Raw genomic sequence first — 19,081 nt, 5'->3', positions numbered from 1 at the left:
ATTGTGATACTAAGTATCTCTGCGACGGCTGGTACTGGAGTTTATTTTATCCAGCACCAGCAATCTGCACCGATAGTTGAGACTAGTGATGAGCAAACCCAGCAGATGGGAGCAATACATCAGTCTCAGGAAGTTGCAGCATTTTCAGAGCGTTCCGATTATCAAACCATACCTTTAGAAAAACTTAACTCATCTCTCCAAGGCAGTAATCCTACTACCCTTGCCCTGAATGCCTTTGAGGAGATAGCAGTGGGAGGAACGCGAAAGATAGATGTAGTTTATCCCCAACCAAATCAGGCGTTAGTGACGATTACGCAAATCAAGCGGAGTAATAATTCAGTTGGGACGGTTAAATATCGAGCGGAGATGACAACCTTTGGGCGATCGCTTTTTATTAGCTCACCTCCAGTGTGGCAAATCGTTTGGGCTGGCTCCCAGGTGGAATGTTGGGCTGGGAGCCGCTCTCACACTAACACTAAGTTAAATCACATCTGTCATTAGTCATTGGTCATTGGTCATTAGTCATTAGTCATTAGTCATTGGTTACAAAATAAATGACAAAGGACAAAGGGCAAATGACAACAGACAAATGACAAATGACAAATGACAAATTTAAATGTCCCCGCGAATTTCTTCTACAACGCCATCGCGCAGAACGATTTCGACTTGCATTTTGCTAATCAGGTTATCACCGATTTCTACCCGGAAAAAGCCTTCCATTTGGAATTGGTTGACTTCCTGATCTTGCTGGAGAAACTGCACTTGCTGGAGGTTTTGCAGCAACTGATTTTTCTGCTCTAAAAATTCACTTTTCTTTTGATTGACTTGGAGTTGGATATTGTCAATTTGTTGGAGAGTCTGGGGACCAGGTGGTTGTAGACTCTGCTTTTGAATTGCGGCGATCGCTCTTTGTCCTTCAACGTCTAGCTGTTGCAGTTGCTGATCGAGTTGATTGATCTGGGTTTGCAGCTGCTGTTGTACTTCCTCTTTCCAGAGGGGAGTCACAATGACTTTGACGTTAACGACGCGTTTCAGAAGCAAATTAGATTTGGAGACATCCATAAATATTTCACGTTCACTCTTTACAGTTAGCAGGTGGAATGATCAGGCAAACATGCCGTCAATAATATCGCGATAGCGTTCCGTGACGACATGTCGGCGAACTTTTAGTGTTTGTGTCATCAAGCCATTTTCGATAGAAAACGGTTCCAGGATGAGTTTAAACGTTCCGATGCGGTCATCCGGTCGATAGCCTGGACGATTTTGGACTTCCCGATTCAATTCTTGGCGAAATAAATCCTGGATCATTTTACTCTCGAAGTCAATTTTTTGACTATCTGAGGAAGTCACTCGATCGCCCAGCGTATCCAGCGTTAGATTTTGACTTGCTGCCCATTTTTCTAAGGCTTCGACGTTGGGGACAATTAAGGCTCCCAGGCTGCGCCGATCTTGGCCGATGAGCATAATTTGATCGATGTATGGCGATCGCAAACACGCATCTTCAATCGGCTGTGGCTCGATGTTTTCCCCGTTAGTCAATACAATCGTATCTTTAGCCCTGCCAGTCAGCACTAAATCGTCTTGTGGTGTCAGCCAACCCAAATCGCCGCTATCAAACCAACCTTCCGCGTCAATTGCTTTCGCTGTCGCTTCGGGATTTTGGTAATAGCCTTGCATAATTTGCGGGCCCCTCAACAATACTAAGCCTCGCTTCTCTATTGGTAAAGGCGCTTTTGTCTCAGGATCGACGATTTTAGCTTCTGTAGCCGGGAGTGGTAGCCCTGATGCACCAATCAAATTCCGCCAAGGACGCCGTACATGGGTGACAGGAGAAGTTTCTGTCAAGCCGTAGCCTTGCAAAATCTGCACGCCAATAATTTCAAAGAAATTATCTATGTGTCTGGGAAGCGCACCGCCGCCGCTAATCATCTGCTTAACTTGTCCCCCTGTGGCTTCCCGAACTTTGGCGTAAACCAGTCGTTCTCCCAAGGCATGGAGGGGTAATAAAGCTGATGCTTGGATCTTAGCTGCTAATCGTTCGGCGGCTGAAGCATGAAGATTATTTAAATCCAATCCCTGAGCAGTTCGCTGGGCTTTGATATATTTGTCGCTAATGCCCAATAAAAATCTAATTAGGCGTTGCTTGTTGGCTGGTTGTTCGCGGAACTGCTTTTGCACTCCTTCATAAATCGATTCCCACAGGCGGGGTACACCGACCATGTAATTGGGTTTAAATTGTCTCAAATCCCCTTTTACAGAGCGCAAGTTGGTATAAACTTGCGTACAACCTTGAGATAGTAGGTAATATTCAACAGTTCGTTCGTAGCTGTGCCACGAAGGCAAAATACTGAGAACGATATCACCCGCATTTGGTTGTAATACTGTCCCAAAACTTATCACTTGGTGCATCAAATTGTTATAAGAGAGCATTACACCCTTGGGTTTACCCGTAGTACCAGAGGTATAAATTAGGGTTGCTAGAGCGTCACGATTTTGCTTGACTGGCACAAAATTATGATTTTTACCGATTTCGAGCAACTGTGAAAAGTTGAGTACCTTTAGGGTTTCGTCTGTTGGTGGTGCTTCATCGGAAAGTAAGATTAACACTTGAATTGGTAAATCTTTGAGGCGATCTTGGAGTTTTTTAAGTGTTTTTAAATCTTCAACGACGATCGCTGTACTGCCGCTATTCGCGATAATAAACAGCAGTTCTTCTTTTTCGGCTTGGGAACTACGCACCGCATCAACGCCTCCAGCAGTCATGATGCCTTGATCGGCAATAAACCACCGAGGACTGTTGTCAGCAATTAGGGAAATGCGATCGCCTACTTTTACTCCCAACGCTTGTAACCCAGCAGCAAATAATTGCATTTGCTCTGCCAACTGGGTATAAGTAATCGCCACTTCTGGTTTAGCGTGAGGATTGCGGAGAGCAACAATATCACCAAATCGTTGAGCTGCCAAAGGCCAAATTTCTGGTAGCGATTCCACATTTGTGTAATCTACCAACCGCTTTAATGCTTGCCGTTCTCGCTCGCTGATGTTAGATAAAAAAGAAGACGCGGTTTGGGTTGTTGACATAACACCTTACTTAAAGATTTTAAACTGATTATTTTCCAGCTTATTTTGTTATTCCGCTACAATAACCATCCTTATTATCCACATACCCTTCTGTGTACGATCATTCCAGGAATTCCACGTTTATATTTACAAAAATTTATGTTAAAGTTAATTTACATAGAGTGCAAGCAATGATTGTGTTTGCATCTTAGAACAGCGATCGCCTATGTTTCACAGGAGATGATTACCTATGAATTTTATCGACGGCATAATGCTAACGTTGCTCAATATTGCTGCTTGCATAGCGTTACCGAAGATTTTAGCTATTCTTTTGGCTGATAAAACCAAACTTACTGAAACATTGGCGAATGGTTCCAAATTACAAGCAGCCAAAATTGAACTTACAAGTTTTCCTTATTGTACAGCTTACCAATTGACAGGTAGCCAATACTGTAAATTCAGTCCTGATTTTTGTGCCAACTGTTCTCCGAATTGATGGACTGTTTGTCAGAAAAATTCGTCGGTACTTCCGAAAACCAGCAATTCAATTAATTCTTCAACACATATTCATTCTCGTTTCGAGAGCTTGAAATCCCTGACTTCTTGAAAAAGTTGGGGATATTTTTGTTTGTAACTCCTGCAAGGATTCCTAAACTTCGTCCAGATTCATAGTTAAACTTATCTCTGTATAGAACCGGGTTTTAGTGGTGCGCCGATATGGGATGAAACTCTTATAGGAGTGGTTGGGATGGCAGTAGCGGCAGAGAAGCGGCGAGAAGATATCAAAACTGCTTTCATGATTCCTGCGGATGTATTGATTGAAGCATGGGATGAAATCGGTTTGCCTATTTCATCCCATGCACATATCCAGAATATTCCTAGTAGAGTTCAACAACTCAAAATCAAAACTTTGCAACAACGCTTTGACGTTCTTAGTAGTGATTATGAGGTGGCTTACAATCAACTCAACTATACACTTAGTGCGAGCGATCGCAATATCATCCAACGCCAAATTGATAGCATCTTACAAGAGCTAGAGCGAGTAGAAAGCGAACTTAATACTATAAATCATTAATTTTAATATAATGACACACCTTATAGATATTTAATTCAGAAGCTTGATGAAACCATTCAAAATAACTAACAATTAAATAGGAGTCTATTATGTATGAACTAAATAAATTAGAGTTTGTTGGTCGTTCTCTAGCAACATTTAAAGCTACAGGTCGTTACGATATTCAATCTCCAAATTGCAATATTTACAAAGCTCTCTATCCTGAAGTTCTCAGACTAGAAGGGTTACGATTAATCAAATATAGTTCCCCTACTAAGTCATAACTAATTATACGCACGTCATATAATTTTAATTTTTCAAATTTTGGTAGATATACAGCGAAGAAATTGTATTTAAATCTACTTCTTTAGGCTCATCTTCATCCGCATTAGTATTTCTAAACAGGACTGTAAATGCACCAGCACCTAACCTATCTTGAGGAAATATGCGATAACAAGGCATCGTAGTTAAATGCGATTGATATTTGGCTAAATTACTAATTTCTATCGCTTTAAACTGGGGAAAGCGTTCCAAAAACCATTCACAAACTTGCTCATTTTCTTCGGGCGAATATGTGCAAGTCATATAAGCAAGATAGCCTTGTGGTGAAACAATTTTAGCTGAGTTAGCTATAATACGCTTTTGCCGATTTGCGCTCTTATTAATAGCAGTTGGGTGAAAACATCCGGGTGCTTTTTCACCTTTGGCAAGTAAAGATTGTCCAGTACACGGAGCATCTACTATGACTAGATTGCTAGAGCCGGGAAACATTTCGGCAAATATGCTCGAATCTCGATTAACCACCGCGCTAGGGCTAATCTGGCAACGCTTCAAATTAGAAATTAGCATTCCTAGACGTTTGCCAATTACTTCATTGCTGATGAGCAATTCAGGTTTTAAAGCTCTCCAAGCGAAGATACTTTTACCTCCCGGTGCGGCACACATATCAAAAACTAAACGCACTGACTCAGGAATAGCTAACAAAGTAGTAGCTGCAAACACTGAAGAAAAATCTAAACAATAGAAATATCCTTTTTCATGCAAGGGATGCTTACCAGGTTTCTCTCCCAGAGATAAGCGGTCTATAAATTGTGGTTGCCAAGAGGTTGGTGTTTCCACTGCTAAAGGTGCAATATCTGGCTTTTCTTGACACCAAAGAATACTAGGTGAAAAAGGCTGAGGATTCATTAAAGCCTCGATAAATTTTTCTTGCTCGTCTAGATTAGCGAACAAACGCCGCGAGACTTTAAGTAATAAATTAGAAGGTTTTTCCATCAAGATTATGAATTAGGAATTAATAGAAGTAAGTTGTATCTAAATCAAAATCAAACTGTTACACAAGAACAATGTAATTAAGGCTTTTGGCTTCATACTCAAAATATAATGACCGCCATTGGGAACGCAATGGCCAAGCTACCCCACTGCACCGGAGAAGGTCATGTTTTTAGATAGTTTTCAGGAAAAATTACGCAAACAAGCACAACTATGGAGGGATGAAGGATTAATTAGTTCTTCGCAGTATGAGCAGATAGCAGAACGTTATCAATTTAAAAACCTGGAAGCTGCTGCACGCGATCGCAATAAAGCGATCGCGATCGCTATCGGTAGCATACTTTTATGCTTAGGCATAATTACCTTTGTATCAGGAAACTGGCAGGGAGGATCGCGAGAAATCAAAATTATTCTGATGATGAGTTTGTTTTTTGCGATCGCCATCACTGGATTTTACACCTGGAGGCCACCTGAAGGAAAGAAGCCAGAACGAAGCAAACGCTTACTAGGAGAGGGGTTGCTAATTTTAAGCGCCTTCATCTTCGGTGCAAATTTACTGCTGATGGCCCAGATGTTCAATATCATCGGTTCAGTTTCTCAACTGTTTCTCGCTTGGGGATTCGGTGTTGTAGTTATGGCCTTTAGTTTGTCCTTAAATTCTTTAGGAATTCTGTCAATTGTCCTTGTGGAAATCGGCTACTGGACTGGACTAGAAGACTTATGGTACGCTTCAGGTGAGTTAACTTGGTCGCGGCTAGTAGTGCAGCATCTGCCTTTGTTGGCATGGTTGGTATTTGTACCCTTAGCCTACTTCTGTAGATCCCGTTGGATTTTTGGTCTAGCAGCCTTTGTTTTTGCTAGTTCCTTACAAGCTAACCTTAATCCACTGCCACTGCTAAATTATGCTGATATAGCCCCTTGGGTGGCATCTTTTGCTTTTGCACTGCCACCTGCATTATTCTGGAGTTATGATGATTTACTCTTTCCAAGCATAAATTACAGATTGTTTCAATCTCTAGCACGTAATTTAGCGTTGTTAAGCTTTGGCATCGTCTTTTACGTTTTGTCTTTTCGTTGGGTCTGGGAATCTCCAAATTATAGTTATAATCAGCCAACGAATTTGACAAACTTATTCGAGTCCCTGCCGATTATCGATTTGGGGATTCTCAGCGGCTTGGCGGTTTTACAATGGTTGTTTCTACTGCGCCAAAGAAATAATCCTCCGCGCCGCGAAGTGATTTTCACAACTGCTGTCATTAGTACATTTCTTGTCTTTATTGCAATAGTACCTTTTTGGCATCAAACTATCAGCCGGATTGATGAACTTGGCATTTTTATTTTCAATGTACTTCTTGCAACATTAGCCTGGGGACTAATTCAAGAAGGATTGAAATTAAGCAACAGAAGTTCCTTTTGGGGCGGTATGCTGTTAGTAACACTGCAAATTATCAGTCGCGTGCAGGAGTACGACACCGACTTACTTTTTAAGTCGCTAGTCTATGTCCTGTGCGGTTCTGCTTTAATTAGCGCTGGACTCTGGTTTGAACGCCGCTTACCTGGTGGTAGCTCTACAAGTAAAAAGTAGTGCAAATTTTAGATTTTGAATTTTAAATTTTGGATTGAATAAAAAATCTAAAATCTAAAATCTAAAATCCAAAATTCTGAAATCTCTGTGCGTCAAAGTTTTTAAAGTTTCTCTGCGTTAGTCCTAATCTCGTTACTTTTAACCTCTTCAAGACCTCTGCTTTTTAGGACTACGCTCATGACTAATACTTCTTCTGAATCTAAGAATAAACCCTTGTCTCCTGAAGCCGAATTTTCCAATAAGGTGACTTTTCGGGATTACTTGATTGCTACTGAACAAAAATCGAATAAGCCTTTACCTTTTTGGCGGTTACTTGCTCCCCTTGCGCTGCAAACAGGGCTAATTATGGCAGTACCAGCCCAAGCAGTTTATACAGATGTGACAGGTAAGACGGTGATTTTACAAACCGTACCTGTAGACCCTAACAATGCGATCGAAGGTAACACCTTAGCCTTAGATTACAATATATCCCGTACCTCAAATTTGAGCAGACTACCTGGCTGGCAAACATTAGTCAGCAGAGGTCGTGGAAGTGGCAGAAGATTGCCTGAAGGAACCAATATTTACGTGACTTTGCAAGAGCAATTATCTTCTGGTCGCGGTGTTCCTAGAGCTTGGAGACCGTTACGAGTCAGTAGCGATCGCCCCACAACTCTTAGAGCTAACCAAGTAGCCTTAAAAGGTGTTTATCAGGATGGTTCCGTTAACTACGGCTTGGAAACATATTACATCCCAGAAAACCAACGGCAGCAGATTCGGAACGATTTACAAGCCCAACGCGCCCGCAGAGGACAAGTACCACCTATTGTGGTCAAGGCGAAAGTAGATCCACAAGGAAAAGCAGTACCACTGAGTATGTGGGTGCGCGATCGCAACTATCGTTTTTAAGCTGTTAGGCAAAGCGTGTAAAGATGCAAGGTTTGTCTTCAAAATTCTGAGCACTGACTTCCGGCGCTCAGAATTTTCTGTTTGTCATTTTTATTTATAAATGACAAACAGACAAGTAAATGTTGATGCCATGATCTAGCACCATTTGTGAGAGGTTAAGGTAATTGTACTAATGTATAGAGGGTGCATTGCAAGGGGACAAATCAAACTTTTAGACTGGCGATCGCACTACAACTAGTATTGAGCAACACACTGCTAAGGCACAATCAACACTGGGCAAGGGGAAAGGTTAATCACGCGAGTGGTAACGCTATCATCCGCTCCCTCTTCAGTCAAGCCTAGCCCCCGACAGCCCATGATAATTAAATCTGCCCCGATTTCATCAGCGACATCGCAGATCGTAAAAGCTGGTTTGCCTTGCCTTTCTAAGGTTTCAGATTGAATTCCTTGCCCAGAAAATAAAGATTGGGCATTTTCCAGCAGTTTCGCAACTACCTCTGGTGACACCATCGGATCGTCGGCACTAGGCGCGTCTTTTGGTGGTTCTTCAACCACAGACAGCAGCACTAAGCGACTGCTGTACTTTTTGACTACGTTGGTGACAACATCAGCAGCTTCCCGCGTTTCCCGGCTTTGATCGATAGGAAATAATACCGTCTTAAATATATCTGTCACTTGGGTACCCCTGACTCCGGTAAAATCTTGATGGTTCTACTTTCAAAACAATAACAAAAAGGCAATCAGGAGAGTTTGGTGTGTCCAAAAAAAGTTTAGCAAGTTTATCTTCGGCTGATATCTCTGGGAAACGTGCCTTAGTGCGGGTTGACTTTAATGTGCCTGTGGACGACCAAGGCAACATTACTGACGATACTCGCATTCGCGCCGCTCTACCAACCATCCAAGATTTGACGCAGAAGGGAGCTAAGGTCATTCTCGCCAGCCATTTTGGCCGTCCCAAGGGTGTGGATGACAAATTACGCCTAACTCCCGTTGCCAAGCGTCTGTCTGAGTTACTGGGGCAAGAAGTCATTAAAACTGATGATTCCATTGGCGATGAAGTTGCAGCTAAAGTTGGCGCGTTGCAAAATGGCCAAGTGCTGTTACTCGAAAATGTCCGTTTTTACAAAGAAGAAGAGAAAAACGACTCAGAATTTGCGCAAAAATTGGCGGCTAATGCTGATTTTTATGTAAATGATGCTTTTGGTACTGCACACCGCGCCCATGCTTCTACTGAAGGTGTGACTAAATTCCTCAGTCCTTCTGTGGCTGGATATTTGGTTGAGAAGGAATTGCAATATCTGCAAAACGCCATTGAAAATCCCCAACGTCCTTTGGCGGCAATTATTGGCGGTTCCAAAGTTTCTAGCAAAATTGGCGTAATTGAAACATTGCTAGAGAAGTGCGACAAGCTGATCATTGGCGGTGGGATGATTTTCACTTTCTACAAAGCCCGTGGTTTGAATGTTGGTAAGTCTTTGGTGGAAGAAGACAAGCTGGAACTAGCTAAGTCTTTGGAAGCTAAGGCTAAAGAACGTGGCGTTGCTTTATTGCTTCCCACAGATGTGATATTGGCAGATAACTTTGCTCCTGATGCCAATTCTCAAACCGTTAGTATTGAGAATATCCCCGATGGTTGGATGGGTTTGGATATTGGGCCAGACTCGGTGAAATTTTTCCAAGAAGCCCTTGCAGATACCAAAACGGTAATTTGGAACGGGCCGATGGGTGTGTTTGAGTTTGATAAGTTTGCCAAAGGTACGGAAGCGATCGCTCATACTCTTGCCGAAATCGGTAAAACTGGCACAACTACCATTATCGGCGGCGGTGACTCGGTAGCGGCTGTGGAAAAGGTTGGTTTAGCCGATCAAATGAGCCACATCTCCACCGGCGGCGGCGCTAGCTTGGAGTTACTTGAAGGCAAGGTATTGCCTGGAATTGCAGCTTTAGATGATGCGTAATACAGACGTTACAGCAATTTTCAGGTAATTAAACCATCGTTAGGGGCGCACAGATGTGCGCCTCTAGTGTGAGATAGGAGAAAAAACTGTGGAAACCAAATGGCTGGAATGGGCACAGAAGTTACAAGCGATCGCTCAAAATGGTTTGACTTATTCTGAAAACCCTTTTGATATCGAACGTTACAAACAATTACGAGCGATCGCCACAGAAATCATGGCGAGTTACTCAAATGTAGAACATAGCTATGTCCTCGATTTATTTAGCCGTGAACTCGGATATGCAACTCCCAAAATTGATGTGCGAGGAGCAATTTTTCGTGACGATACTATATTGTTAGTCAAGGAGCGAGTAGACGGTTGCTGGACTTTACCTGGTGGATGGGCTGATGTTGGCGAGTCTTCCAGTGAGGCAGTTGTGAAAGAAATATATGAAGAATCTGGATATCAAGCACGCGCTATCAAACTTCTAGCAGTCTATGACAGAAACAAACAAGGACATCCACCATTACCCTTTTATGTCTACAAGTTGTTTTTTCACTGCGAACTTATTGGTGGTTCTCCATCATCAAGTATTGAAACTGAAGAAGTAGGTTTTTTCCCTGAAGGTGCGTTACCAGAACTTTCTCTGGGACGTGTGACACCAGCACAAATCAATCGACTTTTTCAACATTATCGCCAACCAGATTTACCGACAGACTTTGATTAGCGCTGTTTTATTTATGGCTCTCACGAGATAAAAATTAGAAACATTTGTAGTAATAAGTTTTTATAAATCTATGCGTAGGTTGGGTTGATGAACGAAACCCAACACCAATAATCCTTGATTTTGTTGAGTTTCACTATTGCTCAAGAAAGGTTTAGGTGTAGTGCAGACAGATTGAAAGACACTACTACAATAAACTTTTTGGCATTGTGGGGGAAAGGGTAAAGGTATGGAATTTTCCCTTAACCTTTAACCTTTCCCCAACATTTTTAATTTTTAATTTTTAATTTTTAATTCCGCCTTGCGGTACTAAGGCGTTGTCTCAGGAGTTGGTATTGGTGTAGGTTCAGGTTCAGGTGTGGAGGTTTCAGTAGGCGTGGGAGTAGGTGTCGGCGTAGGTGTCGGCGTTGGCGTGGGAATTGGTGTCGACGTGGATGTTTCCGTGGGCGTTGGTATTGGTAATGGGGGAGCGGTGGGATTTTCGGCTGTAATAGTGAGTTGATAATCTACTGGTTTCGTTGCTGTGGAAACTACGACAAACTCATAAAATCCATTTTCTGGTAATTTAGTTGACAAACTACGCTTGGTAGAATCTTCTAAAAATCGAATTTTGCCAGAGGGTGAATAGACTGATAACAAGACTTGGGAATTTGCTTCTAGCTTCAAGTCCAGAGATTGCTCTTTGGCAAGTCCAGCAATGAATACCTTACCACCACCAGGTTGCAGAGTACCGCTGACTGTTTTGCCAGTAGCCCCCGGATCGAAGACAAGCTTTTGGAAAGCGTTACCGCCAAGGATTGCACTGAGTCGATCGCTAACAAATCCATACCAAACTTGTCCAATGGGCTGACCTTGGAAACTTTTACCCCGCTGCTCAGGAAATACACTTAAGAATGCAGTATCTCCCAAATCATACAAAGAACGGCTACCAACGTTGATTTTGTTGACTTCCGCTTTCCAGCGATCGCGTTCAGCAGTTGTATAAGTTCCCAGCTTTTGGCGGGCATTATTACTCAGTGGTGCAAGCTTTTCTAGTAATTCTGAAGCTGTTTTATCCCACTCTGCGCGCAAACTCTCATCTTCAGGGCCATTGCTGAGAGTGCGTCCCCGTAAACTGGGATTTCTATCCCAAAAAACTTGATTCACCAAGTTTACATAAAAGTTAGAGTCAATACCCAACTGTTGGCGGCGATCGCTTAATCTTTCTTTGCGTTCTCGTTCTGCTGGCGAATATTGCGCTAAAGGATCGGTTGGTTGTTCGCTAGTTGGAATGGGGCTGGCTGTAGGATTAGGATCGACTTGCCCGACATCTCGTCTGCCATTCAATCCCCACCAAATTAATCCCACACTACCAGCAACTAGCGCCGCCACCAGGAAGGTTTTTGTTGGCGTCCACCAGGAGGAAGAGGGGGAAGATGAGGGATATGAGGGATATGCAGGGGTTGGCGAAGGTGGGGGAGGTGGAGAGACGGCGACGGTGGCGGATGTGGGTTGTGGTGGAGTGGGATATTGAGTTGGCGGATAGTTCGCTGGCGGTGAGTTGAGGGCTTGGAGTACTTGACGGGCTGATTGATAGCGATCGCTTGGTCTGGCAGATAGCATTTTATCTAATACCTGTGCCAAATTTTGACTCAGATTAACTTCCCGTCGCCATTGCCAACTGAGAGTATAGGTATCAATTAATTCTTGGGGTTGTTTTCCTGTCAGTAAAACCAACATTGTTGCTGCTAAAGCATACAAGTCGCTGTGGGGAGATACTAACCCAGTTTGCATTTGTTCTGGAGGTGCAAATCCGATTTTGCCTAATAAGGTTGGTGCTGGCGGAGGTGCAACCATACCGGGTTGGTAATATTCGGAAGCCACAGTTGCTACTACTTGTTTTACACCACCAAAATCAATTAAAACTGGCAGTTTATCAACAGTCCGAAGCATTAAATTATCTGGAGAAATATCTCGATGAATTACTCCTAGTGAGTGAATGTATTCCAACACTGGTAAAATTTGCTGGAACAATTGGCGTATTTCCGCCTCTGTAAAGCGCAAACCCTGTTGTATCCGGGTATTTAACAAAGAATTGTAAGTTTCCCCTTCTACATAATCTTGCACCAAAAATAGATATTCTTTGCCCCCTAAATTCAGCCGCAGCAGTTCCCGGAAGCGGGGAATTTGGGGATGTTGCAGTTTATAAAGAACACTCGCTTCTCTCTCGAACAGTTCTTCAGCTTTTTGGACAACGTAAGCGGTTTGAACTTGGGGGGAAAATTCTTTTAAAACGCAAAGTTCGCGGAAACGATTGACATCTTCAGCTAAATAAGTGCGTCCGAAGCCACCTTGGCCAATTTGACGCACGATCGCATAGCGATCGCCTAAAGTCATTCCTGGTTGGATACTATAACTCATGGGCGTATCCAACAAATTTTCGCCACACTGGAGACAAAAGCGACTACCTGGGGAATTTTCATGTCCTTTAGAACAATATATTTTTGTCATTTGTCATTTGTCATTTGTCATTTGTTATTAAGTTACTCTTCCCCAGTCGCCTTATTTGCCAGATTGTAGTTTACTGACTCGATCGGCTGCGATCGCATACCAAATTTGACCGAAAGTCTGTTGATTGAGTTTCTTACGATCGCGATCGGGAAACAAGCGATCGAATTTTTCATTGGTGTCTTTAGTCAATTGATCGATTGTATAGTTGCCAAACTGCCCCGATCGCGCTTGTTGTCTCCATGTATCGTAATCTTTTTGACTATAATTCCCCAATTTCCGACGAGCTGCTGTACTGAGGTCAGCCTGTTCTAGTTTATCCAATAAATTATCGGCAATATCAGACCATTCATCTCGTAAACCAGCATCTTCAGGTTTAGATGTCAGGCTACGTCCCTTTAATTCTGGTTTTTTTGTATAAAATAAATCGTCTACTGTGCGAATAAAAAATCCTTCAGTAATTTCTAACTCTTGACGACGACTGATAATTTTCTGGAGGTCGCTATTTTTTCCTTTGTCGCCTGCTGGTTTACCGCTGGGATTGGGAAACTGGGGAATTTGCGGTAATGAAATTGACGGGATAGTAATTGAAGTTACACTCTTAATCACTGCATTTACTACCGCCCATGCACCAGCGCCAGTTAAGACAACTAAAGCCGTCCCCCCTAGACTCATCACAAAAGGGCGAATCCAAACAGGGAAAGATGCCGGTTTAGCAATTGCTTGTGTTTGCCTCTGAAATCTGCTCATAACAGCACTGGCGCGTTGTCTTCCCGGAGCAACTACCATCGTCTTGATCTTGGTGGTAATATAATTGCCTGAAGATTTAGTTGCAGTTGGCGATGGTAAATCTCTGAGGATTTGCTCGGCTCGTTGGTAGCGATCGCTCGGTCGATAAGCCAGCATCTTTTTTAACACTGTTTCCAGTTGAGGACTAACTCGGATTTCCTTTCCCCATCCCCAAATTCCCTGATAACTATCGTATAGTTTCTGCGGTTCTTGACCTGTGAGCAACACTAATGTTGTCACCGCCAAAGAGTATAAATCACTACTAAAAAATGCTTTTCCCTGCCGTAGCTGTTCTTCTGGAGCGTAGCCCTTTTTACCTAACAGAGTGTTATTTCCAACCAACTTGGTGCGCCAAAAACCTTGAGAAGCTGGCAATTGTTTAACGCCACCAAAATCAATCAGCACTGGTAGATTATCAGAACGCCGCCAGATTAGATTATCGGGAGAGATATCACGGTGAATTACATCTCGTGAGTGGATGTAGGATAACACAGGTAAAATCTGTTGTAGGAGGGTGATTACTTCCTCTTCACTAAAGATTTTTCCTTGAGTTTCACGCTGTTCTAATAACTGGTAGTAATTGTCACCATCCACATAATCTTGCACTAAAAAGAAAAAATCTTTAGTGCCTATCTTCACTTGTAGCGAGGCGTGAAAACGCGGAATCTGTGGATGCTGGAGTTTTTTTAGGACATTCGCTTCTCTCTCAAATAACTCTTTAGCTTTTTGTAAATCTTGATTTTCTTGTACTTGGGGCGCAAATTCCTTCAGCACACAGGTTTGATGGGATTTATTGATATCTTCCGCCAAATAGGTGCGTCCAAAGCCGCCTTGTCCTAGATGACGAATAATTTGATAGCGATTATCCACAACCTGTCCCACAGCAAGAGGTAATGGTTCACCACAATGGGTGCAAAAGCGGTTACTACCATTATTTGTGTGTTGTTTACTGCAATAGAGCTGCATGGTGCTGAAGGATAAATTAAGGTTTTATTGAATGACTACAACGCGCATACCCTCATTTTCGGATATTCTACGAATTAAGAATTATTTTAACGGTGTTGATTTTCTTTTCAGGATAAACAATAAGTGTCATGAACCCAAAATCAAGACAGCAGCAAGTAATTAAAGCATTTGAAAATTTTTTGTCTACCCCCCTAGAAACGATACTGCAAAGGCATCTCAACACTCAAACTTCGGCAGCTTTGAGTTTATTTCACGATGTAGCGGCTAATGTACCTGCCTACAAGGCTTTTTTAGCAGAAAGGGAAATTGATCCCGCCACTATTCAAACCTTAGAGGAGTTTCAGAAACTACCAGCGATCGCTAAACAAAATTATATACTGCGTTATCCGTTAGCTGACTTGTGTCACAACGGACAACTCCAAGAGTGCGACATGATAGCTGCTTCATCAGGTTCTAGTGGTAAACCGACATTTTGGCCTCGTTTTTTCACAGATGAACTCCAAATCGCCACACGCTTTGAACAGATTTTTCACGATAGTTTCTATACAGATAGCAGACGTACCTTAGCAGTGATTTGTTTCACTTTAGGCACTTGGGTAGGTGGAATGTTTACTACTAATTGCTGTCGTTATCTTGCTAGCAAAGGTTATCCCATCACTGTAATTACTCCTGGTAACAACAAAGAAGAAATATTGCGAGTTGTGCAGGAATTAGGTTCAAGTTTTGAACAAGTGGTGTTACTAGGATACCCGCCATTTTTGAAAGATGTGATTGATACTGGTATCGCTCGTGGTGTGGAGTGGCAGCAATATCAGATTAAATTAGTGATGGCGGGAGAAGTCTTTAGTGAAGAATGGCGGAGTTTGGTTGGCGAACGAGTTGGTTCGCGAAATCCTTGTTATGATTTTGCATCACTTTACGGCACTGCGGATGCGGGAGTTTTGGGTAATGAAACACCGTTAAGTATCTGTATTCGCCGTTTTTTGGCAATAAATCCCGATGCAGCTAGAGCTTTATTTGGGGAATCGCGTTTACCCACATTAGTACAATACGATCCCTTCACTCGCTTTTTTGAAGTTCAAGATGGCGGATTGCTGTTTTCGGGAGATAACGGTATTCCCTTAGTGCGTTATGACATTTTAGATACTGGCGGGATAATTAGTTATGATGCCATGCTGCAATTTTTAGCAGAATGGGGATTTAACCCGCTTGAAAATCTTCGTTCTGACGCTCAAGAATCACCTAGAGGTATTCATCAGCTACCTTTTGTTTATGTCTTCGGTCGTTCTAATTTTACAGTTTCTTACTTTGGTGCAAATATTTATCCCGAAAATGTGACGGTGGGATTAGAACAACCAGGAATTCAAGAATGGGTGACGGGTAAATTTGTGTTGCAGGTGAAGGAAGATGCAGATAAGAATCGATTTTTATCTGTGGTTGTGGAGTTAGGAACAGGGGTAGAGGATAGTGAAGATCGAAGAGATGCGATCGCATCTTCTATTCTTTCACAATTGCTACGTCTCAATAGCGAGTTTGCTAATTATGTTCCCGCAGAATATCAAACACCACAAGTTACATTAGCGCCAATGGGTGATTTTGAATATTTCCCAATTGGTGTGAAACATCGTTATACGCGTCAATAAAAAATGCGATGATGAATCAGGAAGAAGACGCGATGAATCGCGTCTCTACAAGGGGGAATGGGGTGGTTGTTCGCGATCGCGTTCCCAATTGATTGGGTTATTGATAATATATTGTCTAATTTGATCGAGGGCAAATTGATCGCGAATTATGTTGTCATGAAACCTTTCTTGCCATCCAAAACCTTCATATATTTGATTAATTTCAAATGTACATCGTCCTTTGTACCACCTAATAATTTTAGAAAGGGAATTGTTAGACAACATCGGATTAAATAACCCAGTAACCCCACCCCGTTGATCGTTCCCCCTTGTAGAGACGCGATGAATCGCGTCTTCTTCCCGTGTTCGTCGATTCATCGCGTCTTCTCGTGTTTGATTAATAACCAAAATCCCATGAATATGATTAGGCATGACGCAAAACGAATCTATCTGGCAATTAGAAAAATGATTAGGAATCTCGCACCACAATTTATGAGCAATTTCTCCAATTAGCGATCGCTGCATTTCTCCTTGCACAACCTCACCAAAAAAGCATTTTTTACTGTCGGTGCAAATGGTAACGAAATATCCAGCATTGCTAGCATAACTCCATGCTGGTAAACGTGTTGAATCAATTCGATATTTACCTTTGTATTTAGGTTTGTTGTTTTCTGGTTGAGGATCGGAATGATTCATGATTACATCTTTGATTGATACAAAAATTTATGCAATTATTGCTTTGCATTGATGTAATTGCCAACCCAAAAAACTCGGAATTATTTGTGCTATGTAAATGATGGGAAATAAGGAAGAAGACGCGATGAATCGCGTCTCTACAAGGGGCGCGATCGTTTTTGCGATCGCATTCCCATTCTGTTTACAATATCTGTTTCACTAGGGGCGATCGCCTTTGCCACAGTTTCCCCTAAGATAACCAAAGCACCTGGAAGATTTGATGCATAATAAAAACTAAACCTTGAAATTATGAAGTAGGCAATGAATACTACCGATAATTCTCCGATGGATGATGGATCATCAGCAGATTTGATCTCTGTCGCAGAGTTACAGCAACAGCTTAATGACTTACTCCAGCAACTATCTCCAGAGCGATTACGGGTGCTGACTGATTTTGCTGCTTATTTGGCAAATGCTGAAAGCGAAACTGCAACCCAAGAACTTTTGGCAATTCCTGGATTGTTAGAGCGAGTTAAGCAAAATCAAGTAACGCCTAAAGCCCAATACACCGCTTGGAGAACTCTTCGCTCTGATGTATGAAGTTATTCTTCATCCCGATGTCCAAGAAGTTTATGTCAATGCTGACAAAGCTTTTGCTAAGAAAATTGCCCGATGTTTGCAGCAGCTAGAACAAACTCCTCGATCGCACCCCAACATTAAAGTCCTGAAGGGAGATTATGCAGGTTACTATCGCTACCGAATCGGGGATTACAGGGTCATTTATTCTATAGACGATGAAGTTGTGCAAGTACTTGTTGTGGCAATCGCTCATCGCAGTGAGGTATATAAACCGTAAAGGCGATCGCTTAATCAATTCATTGCGGCGATCGCAAAAACGATGCCTGCGGCGGGCTACGCCTACGCATTGCCATTCTGTTTACAATGTCTGTTTTACTAGGTGCGATCGCATTCCCTGGATTGCGGAAAGATCCGACGCGATAGATTTACGAGACGCTTACGATACAGCACGAATCGCGTCTTTACAAGGGATTGCTGCTTCTACATTTCGCTTATGTTTTGGCTGGAGGAAGTATTTTTCTTTCCTACTCTCCATCTTTCACTTTCTCTTGTTGATGCCAAGCTTGATAAAAAGCTGGATAGGGCATACTTTGGGCGCACTTCCAGATAACTTTGTAGCAATTATCAAATCGCTCAACGCCAAAAAAGAAACTCTACCGTGCTAGAAAAAACCGAACAGAGAGTAATAGGATTTAAATCGATTAATTCCAGCCTCGACTTTGGTGATTCGATCAGCTTAAACCATTTAACCGAGTTAACCGGGCAACTCCGCAACCAGATTGACCAGTATAATATGATGCTAACTGCCATTGACACTGCAAAGGAACAAATAGAAACCCTTGAAAAGACTATCCGCGAAACTTCAGAGCGCTTAGTCAGTGGTGTAGTCTTGAAGTATGGCAAAGACAGCCGGGAATACGAGATGATAGGCGGAGTACGCAAAAGCGATCGCATTCGTAAAGCCACTATCGCCCGGTTAAAATCCACCGCAGACTCAAAAGCGGCTGCTACACAGACGGCGTAATGAGCAACAAGCAGGCATCATTCACGGTGAATGATGCCCATGTTTAGTGTAGGCGTAGCCCGCCGCAAGCATCACACGATCGCAGTTTTATTCCTCAATCAACTCAAAATCAACTCGCTCATAAATATCACGCAAGGTAATTTGAAATTCGATAGAATCTAAGACTAAAACTGCATCTTCACCTTCATATTCCTTAAAAATCCATTGTCCTTTTGTTTGCTTGATAAATTGTTCGACAGCAAAACTATACTGGTCAATCATGATATATTCTTGAAAACCAGGAATTGAACGATAATCAGTAAACCAAAAAGTTTTCCTAAAAGGTCGAACCACTAGTGATACAGGAGATATCATCAAGAAATGAGTACAGAGAAGCAAGTATTATGTAATACTAATTATATAAAAAATAGTTATCATAT

General features: G+C 42.3%; 21 protein-coding genes. 13 read left to right on the top strand and 8 right to left on the bottom strand.

The window, feature by feature from the left end; genetic code table 11:
• The first annotated feature begins 3 nt into the window (after positions 1–3).
• Complete coding sequence (locus AC1F2U_RS15295) at positions 4–501, top strand: hypothetical protein (protein WP_480261865.1); 498 nt, start codon at positions 4–6, stop codon at positions 499–501.
• Positions 502–612: 111 nt separating this feature from the next.
• Here the strand turns inward: AC1F2U_RS15295 and AC1F2U_RS15290 are convergent, their stop codons facing one another.
• Together AC1F2U_RS15290 and AC1F2U_RS15285 are read right to left on the bottom strand one after the other, a co-directional pair.
• Entirely contained in the window at positions 613–1,062 is a 450-nt protein-coding gene (locus AC1F2U_RS15290; RefSeq protein WP_012412623.1) for a YlqD family protein, read from the bottom strand.
• A gap of 42 nt (positions 1,063–1,104) precedes the next feature.
• Positions 1,105–3,081, bottom strand: coding sequence for an AMP-dependent synthetase/ligase (locus AC1F2U_RS15285; RefSeq protein ID WP_480261864.1), 1,977 nt, complete (start codon positions 3,079–3,081; stop codon positions 1,105–1,107).
• Positions 3,082–3,310: 229 nt separating this feature from the next.
• Between AC1F2U_RS15285 and AC1F2U_RS15280 the strand changes: the two genes are divergently transcribed.
• The 3 genes from AC1F2U_RS15280 to AC1F2U_RS15270 all read left to right on the top strand — a co-directional run bounded on the left by AC1F2U_RS15280 (position 3,311) and on the right by AC1F2U_RS15270 (position 4,398).
• Positions 3,311–3,556, top strand: a complete 246-nt coding sequence (locus tag AC1F2U_RS15280; RefSeq protein WP_094352372.1) for a hypothetical protein — start codon at positions 3,311–3,313, stop codon at positions 3,554–3,556.
• A 252-nt stretch (positions 3,557–3,808) separates the two neighbouring features.
• Positions 3,809–4,135, top strand: coding sequence for a hypothetical protein (locus AC1F2U_RS15275; protein WP_480261863.1), 327 nt, complete (start codon positions 3,809–3,811; stop codon positions 4,133–4,135).
• Positions 4,136–4,224: 89 nt separating this feature from the next.
• Positions 4,225–4,398 (top strand): hypothetical protein, encoded by a 174-nt coding sequence (locus AC1F2U_RS15270; protein WP_480261862.1) that lies wholly within the window; start codon positions 4,225–4,227, stop codon positions 4,396–4,398.
• Between the two features lie 25 nt (positions 4,399–4,423).
• On the opposite strand, the gene AC1F2U_RS15265 is transcribed toward AC1F2U_RS15270, so the two are convergent.
• The gene (locus tag AC1F2U_RS15265; RefSeq protein ID WP_480261861.1) at positions 4,424–5,389 is read right to left on the bottom strand and encodes an RsmB/NOP family class I SAM-dependent RNA methyltransferase; all 966 of its coding nucleotides are present in this window, start codon (positions 5,387–5,389) and stop codon (positions 4,424–4,426) included.
• Positions 5,390–5,552: 163 nt separating this feature from the next.
• Between AC1F2U_RS15265 and AC1F2U_RS15260 the strand changes: the two genes are divergently transcribed.
• Entirely contained in the window at positions 5,553–6,971 is a 1,419-nt protein-coding gene (locus AC1F2U_RS15260; protein WP_480261860.1) for a DUF2157 domain-containing protein, read from the top strand.
• 177 nt (positions 6,972–7,148) lie between these two features.
• On the top strand, positions 7,149–7,859 hold the full coding sequence (locus tag AC1F2U_RS15255; RefSeq protein WP_480261859.1) for a GDYXXLXY domain-containing protein: 711 nt from the start codon (positions 7,149–7,151) through the stop codon (positions 7,857–7,859).
• Between the two features lie 255 nt (positions 7,860–8,114).
• Here AC1F2U_RS15255 and AC1F2U_RS15250 read toward each other — a convergent pair whose 3' ends face one another.
• On the bottom strand, positions 8,115–8,525 hold the full coding sequence (locus AC1F2U_RS15250; RefSeq protein ID WP_194046578.1) for a universal stress protein: 411 nt from the start codon (positions 8,523–8,525) through the stop codon (positions 8,115–8,117).
• Positions 8,526–8,614: 89 nt separating this feature from the next.
• Here AC1F2U_RS15250 and AC1F2U_RS15245 point away from each other — a divergent pair, with 89 nt between their 5' ends.
• Complete coding sequence (locus AC1F2U_RS15245; protein WP_480261858.1) at positions 8,615–9,817, top strand: phosphoglycerate kinase; 1,203 nt, start codon at positions 8,615–8,617, stop codon at positions 9,815–9,817.
• A gap of 88 nt (positions 9,818–9,905) precedes the next feature.
• A complete protein-coding gene (locus AC1F2U_RS15240; RefSeq protein ID WP_480261857.1) occupies positions 9,906–10,523 on the top strand; it encodes an NUDIX hydrolase in 618 nt (205 codons plus the stop codon).
• Between the two features lie 306 nt (positions 10,524–10,829).
• Here AC1F2U_RS15240 and AC1F2U_RS15235 read toward each other — a convergent pair whose 3' ends face one another.
• Together AC1F2U_RS15235 and AC1F2U_RS15230 are read right to left on the bottom strand one after the other, a co-directional pair.
• Complete coding sequence (locus AC1F2U_RS15235; RefSeq protein ID WP_480261856.1) at positions 10,830–13,010, bottom strand: protein kinase domain-containing protein; 2,181 nt, start codon at positions 13,008–13,010, stop codon at positions 10,830–10,832.
• A gap of 51 nt (positions 13,011–13,061) precedes the next feature.
• Entirely contained in the window at positions 13,062–14,762 is a 1,701-nt protein-coding gene (locus AC1F2U_RS15230) for a protein kinase domain-containing protein (RefSeq protein ID WP_480261855.1), read from the bottom strand.
• A 128-nt stretch (positions 14,763–14,890) separates the two neighbouring features.
• Between AC1F2U_RS15230 and AC1F2U_RS15225 the strand changes: the two genes are divergently transcribed.
• Positions 14,891–16,405, top strand: a complete 1,515-nt coding sequence (locus tag AC1F2U_RS15225) for a phenylacetate--CoA ligase family protein (protein WP_480261854.1) — start codon at positions 14,891–14,893, stop codon at positions 16,403–16,405.
• Positions 16,406–16,450: 45 nt separating this feature from the next.
• Here AC1F2U_RS15225 and AC1F2U_RS15220 read toward each other — a convergent pair whose 3' ends face one another.
• The gene (locus tag AC1F2U_RS15220; RefSeq protein WP_480261853.1) at positions 16,451–17,080 is read right to left on the bottom strand and encodes a transposase; all 630 of its coding nucleotides are present in this window, start codon (positions 17,078–17,080) and stop codon (positions 16,451–16,453) included.
• 300 nt (positions 17,081–17,380) lie between these two features.
• Here AC1F2U_RS15220 and AC1F2U_RS15215 point away from each other — a divergent pair, with 300 nt between their 5' ends.
• The 4 genes from AC1F2U_RS15215 to AC1F2U_RS15200 are packed head-to-tail and all read left to right on the top strand — an operon-like array spanning position 17,381 to position 18,662.
• Complete coding sequence (locus AC1F2U_RS15215) at positions 17,381–17,659, top strand: hypothetical protein (RefSeq protein WP_480261852.1); 279 nt, start codon at positions 17,381–17,383, stop codon at positions 17,657–17,659.
• A complete protein-coding gene (locus AC1F2U_RS15210) occupies positions 17,652–17,915 on the top strand; it encodes a type II toxin-antitoxin system RelE family toxin (protein ID WP_480261851.1) in 264 nt (87 codons plus the stop codon). The genes AC1F2U_RS15215 and AC1F2U_RS15210 overlap by 8 nt, the downstream gene beginning before the upstream one ends.
• Entirely contained in the window at positions 17,896–18,303 is a 408-nt protein-coding gene (locus tag AC1F2U_RS15205; RefSeq protein ID WP_480261850.1) for a hypothetical protein, read from the top strand. Before AC1F2U_RS15210 ends, AC1F2U_RS15205 begins: the two co-directional genes overlap by 20 nt.
• Positions 18,297–18,662 carry a hypothetical protein gene (locus AC1F2U_RS15200; protein WP_480261849.1) on the top strand — a complete coding sequence of 122 codons (366 nt, stop codon included), beginning with the start codon at positions 18,297–18,299 and terminating at the stop codon, positions 18,660–18,662. Before AC1F2U_RS15205 ends, AC1F2U_RS15200 begins: the two co-directional genes overlap by 7 nt.
• Positions 18,663–18,749: 87 nt before the next feature.
• Here AC1F2U_RS15200 and AC1F2U_RS15195 read toward each other — a convergent pair whose 3' ends face one another.
• Positions 18,750–18,995 (bottom strand): hypothetical protein, encoded by a 246-nt coding sequence (locus AC1F2U_RS15195; protein WP_480261848.1) that lies wholly within the window; start codon positions 18,993–18,995, stop codon positions 18,750–18,752.
• Positions 18,996–19,081: the final 86 nt, after the last annotated feature.

This window comes from Nostoc sp. LEGE 12454 (genome assembly GCF_056620565.1).
This window is presented reverse-complemented; position numbering and strand designations above follow the sequence as displayed.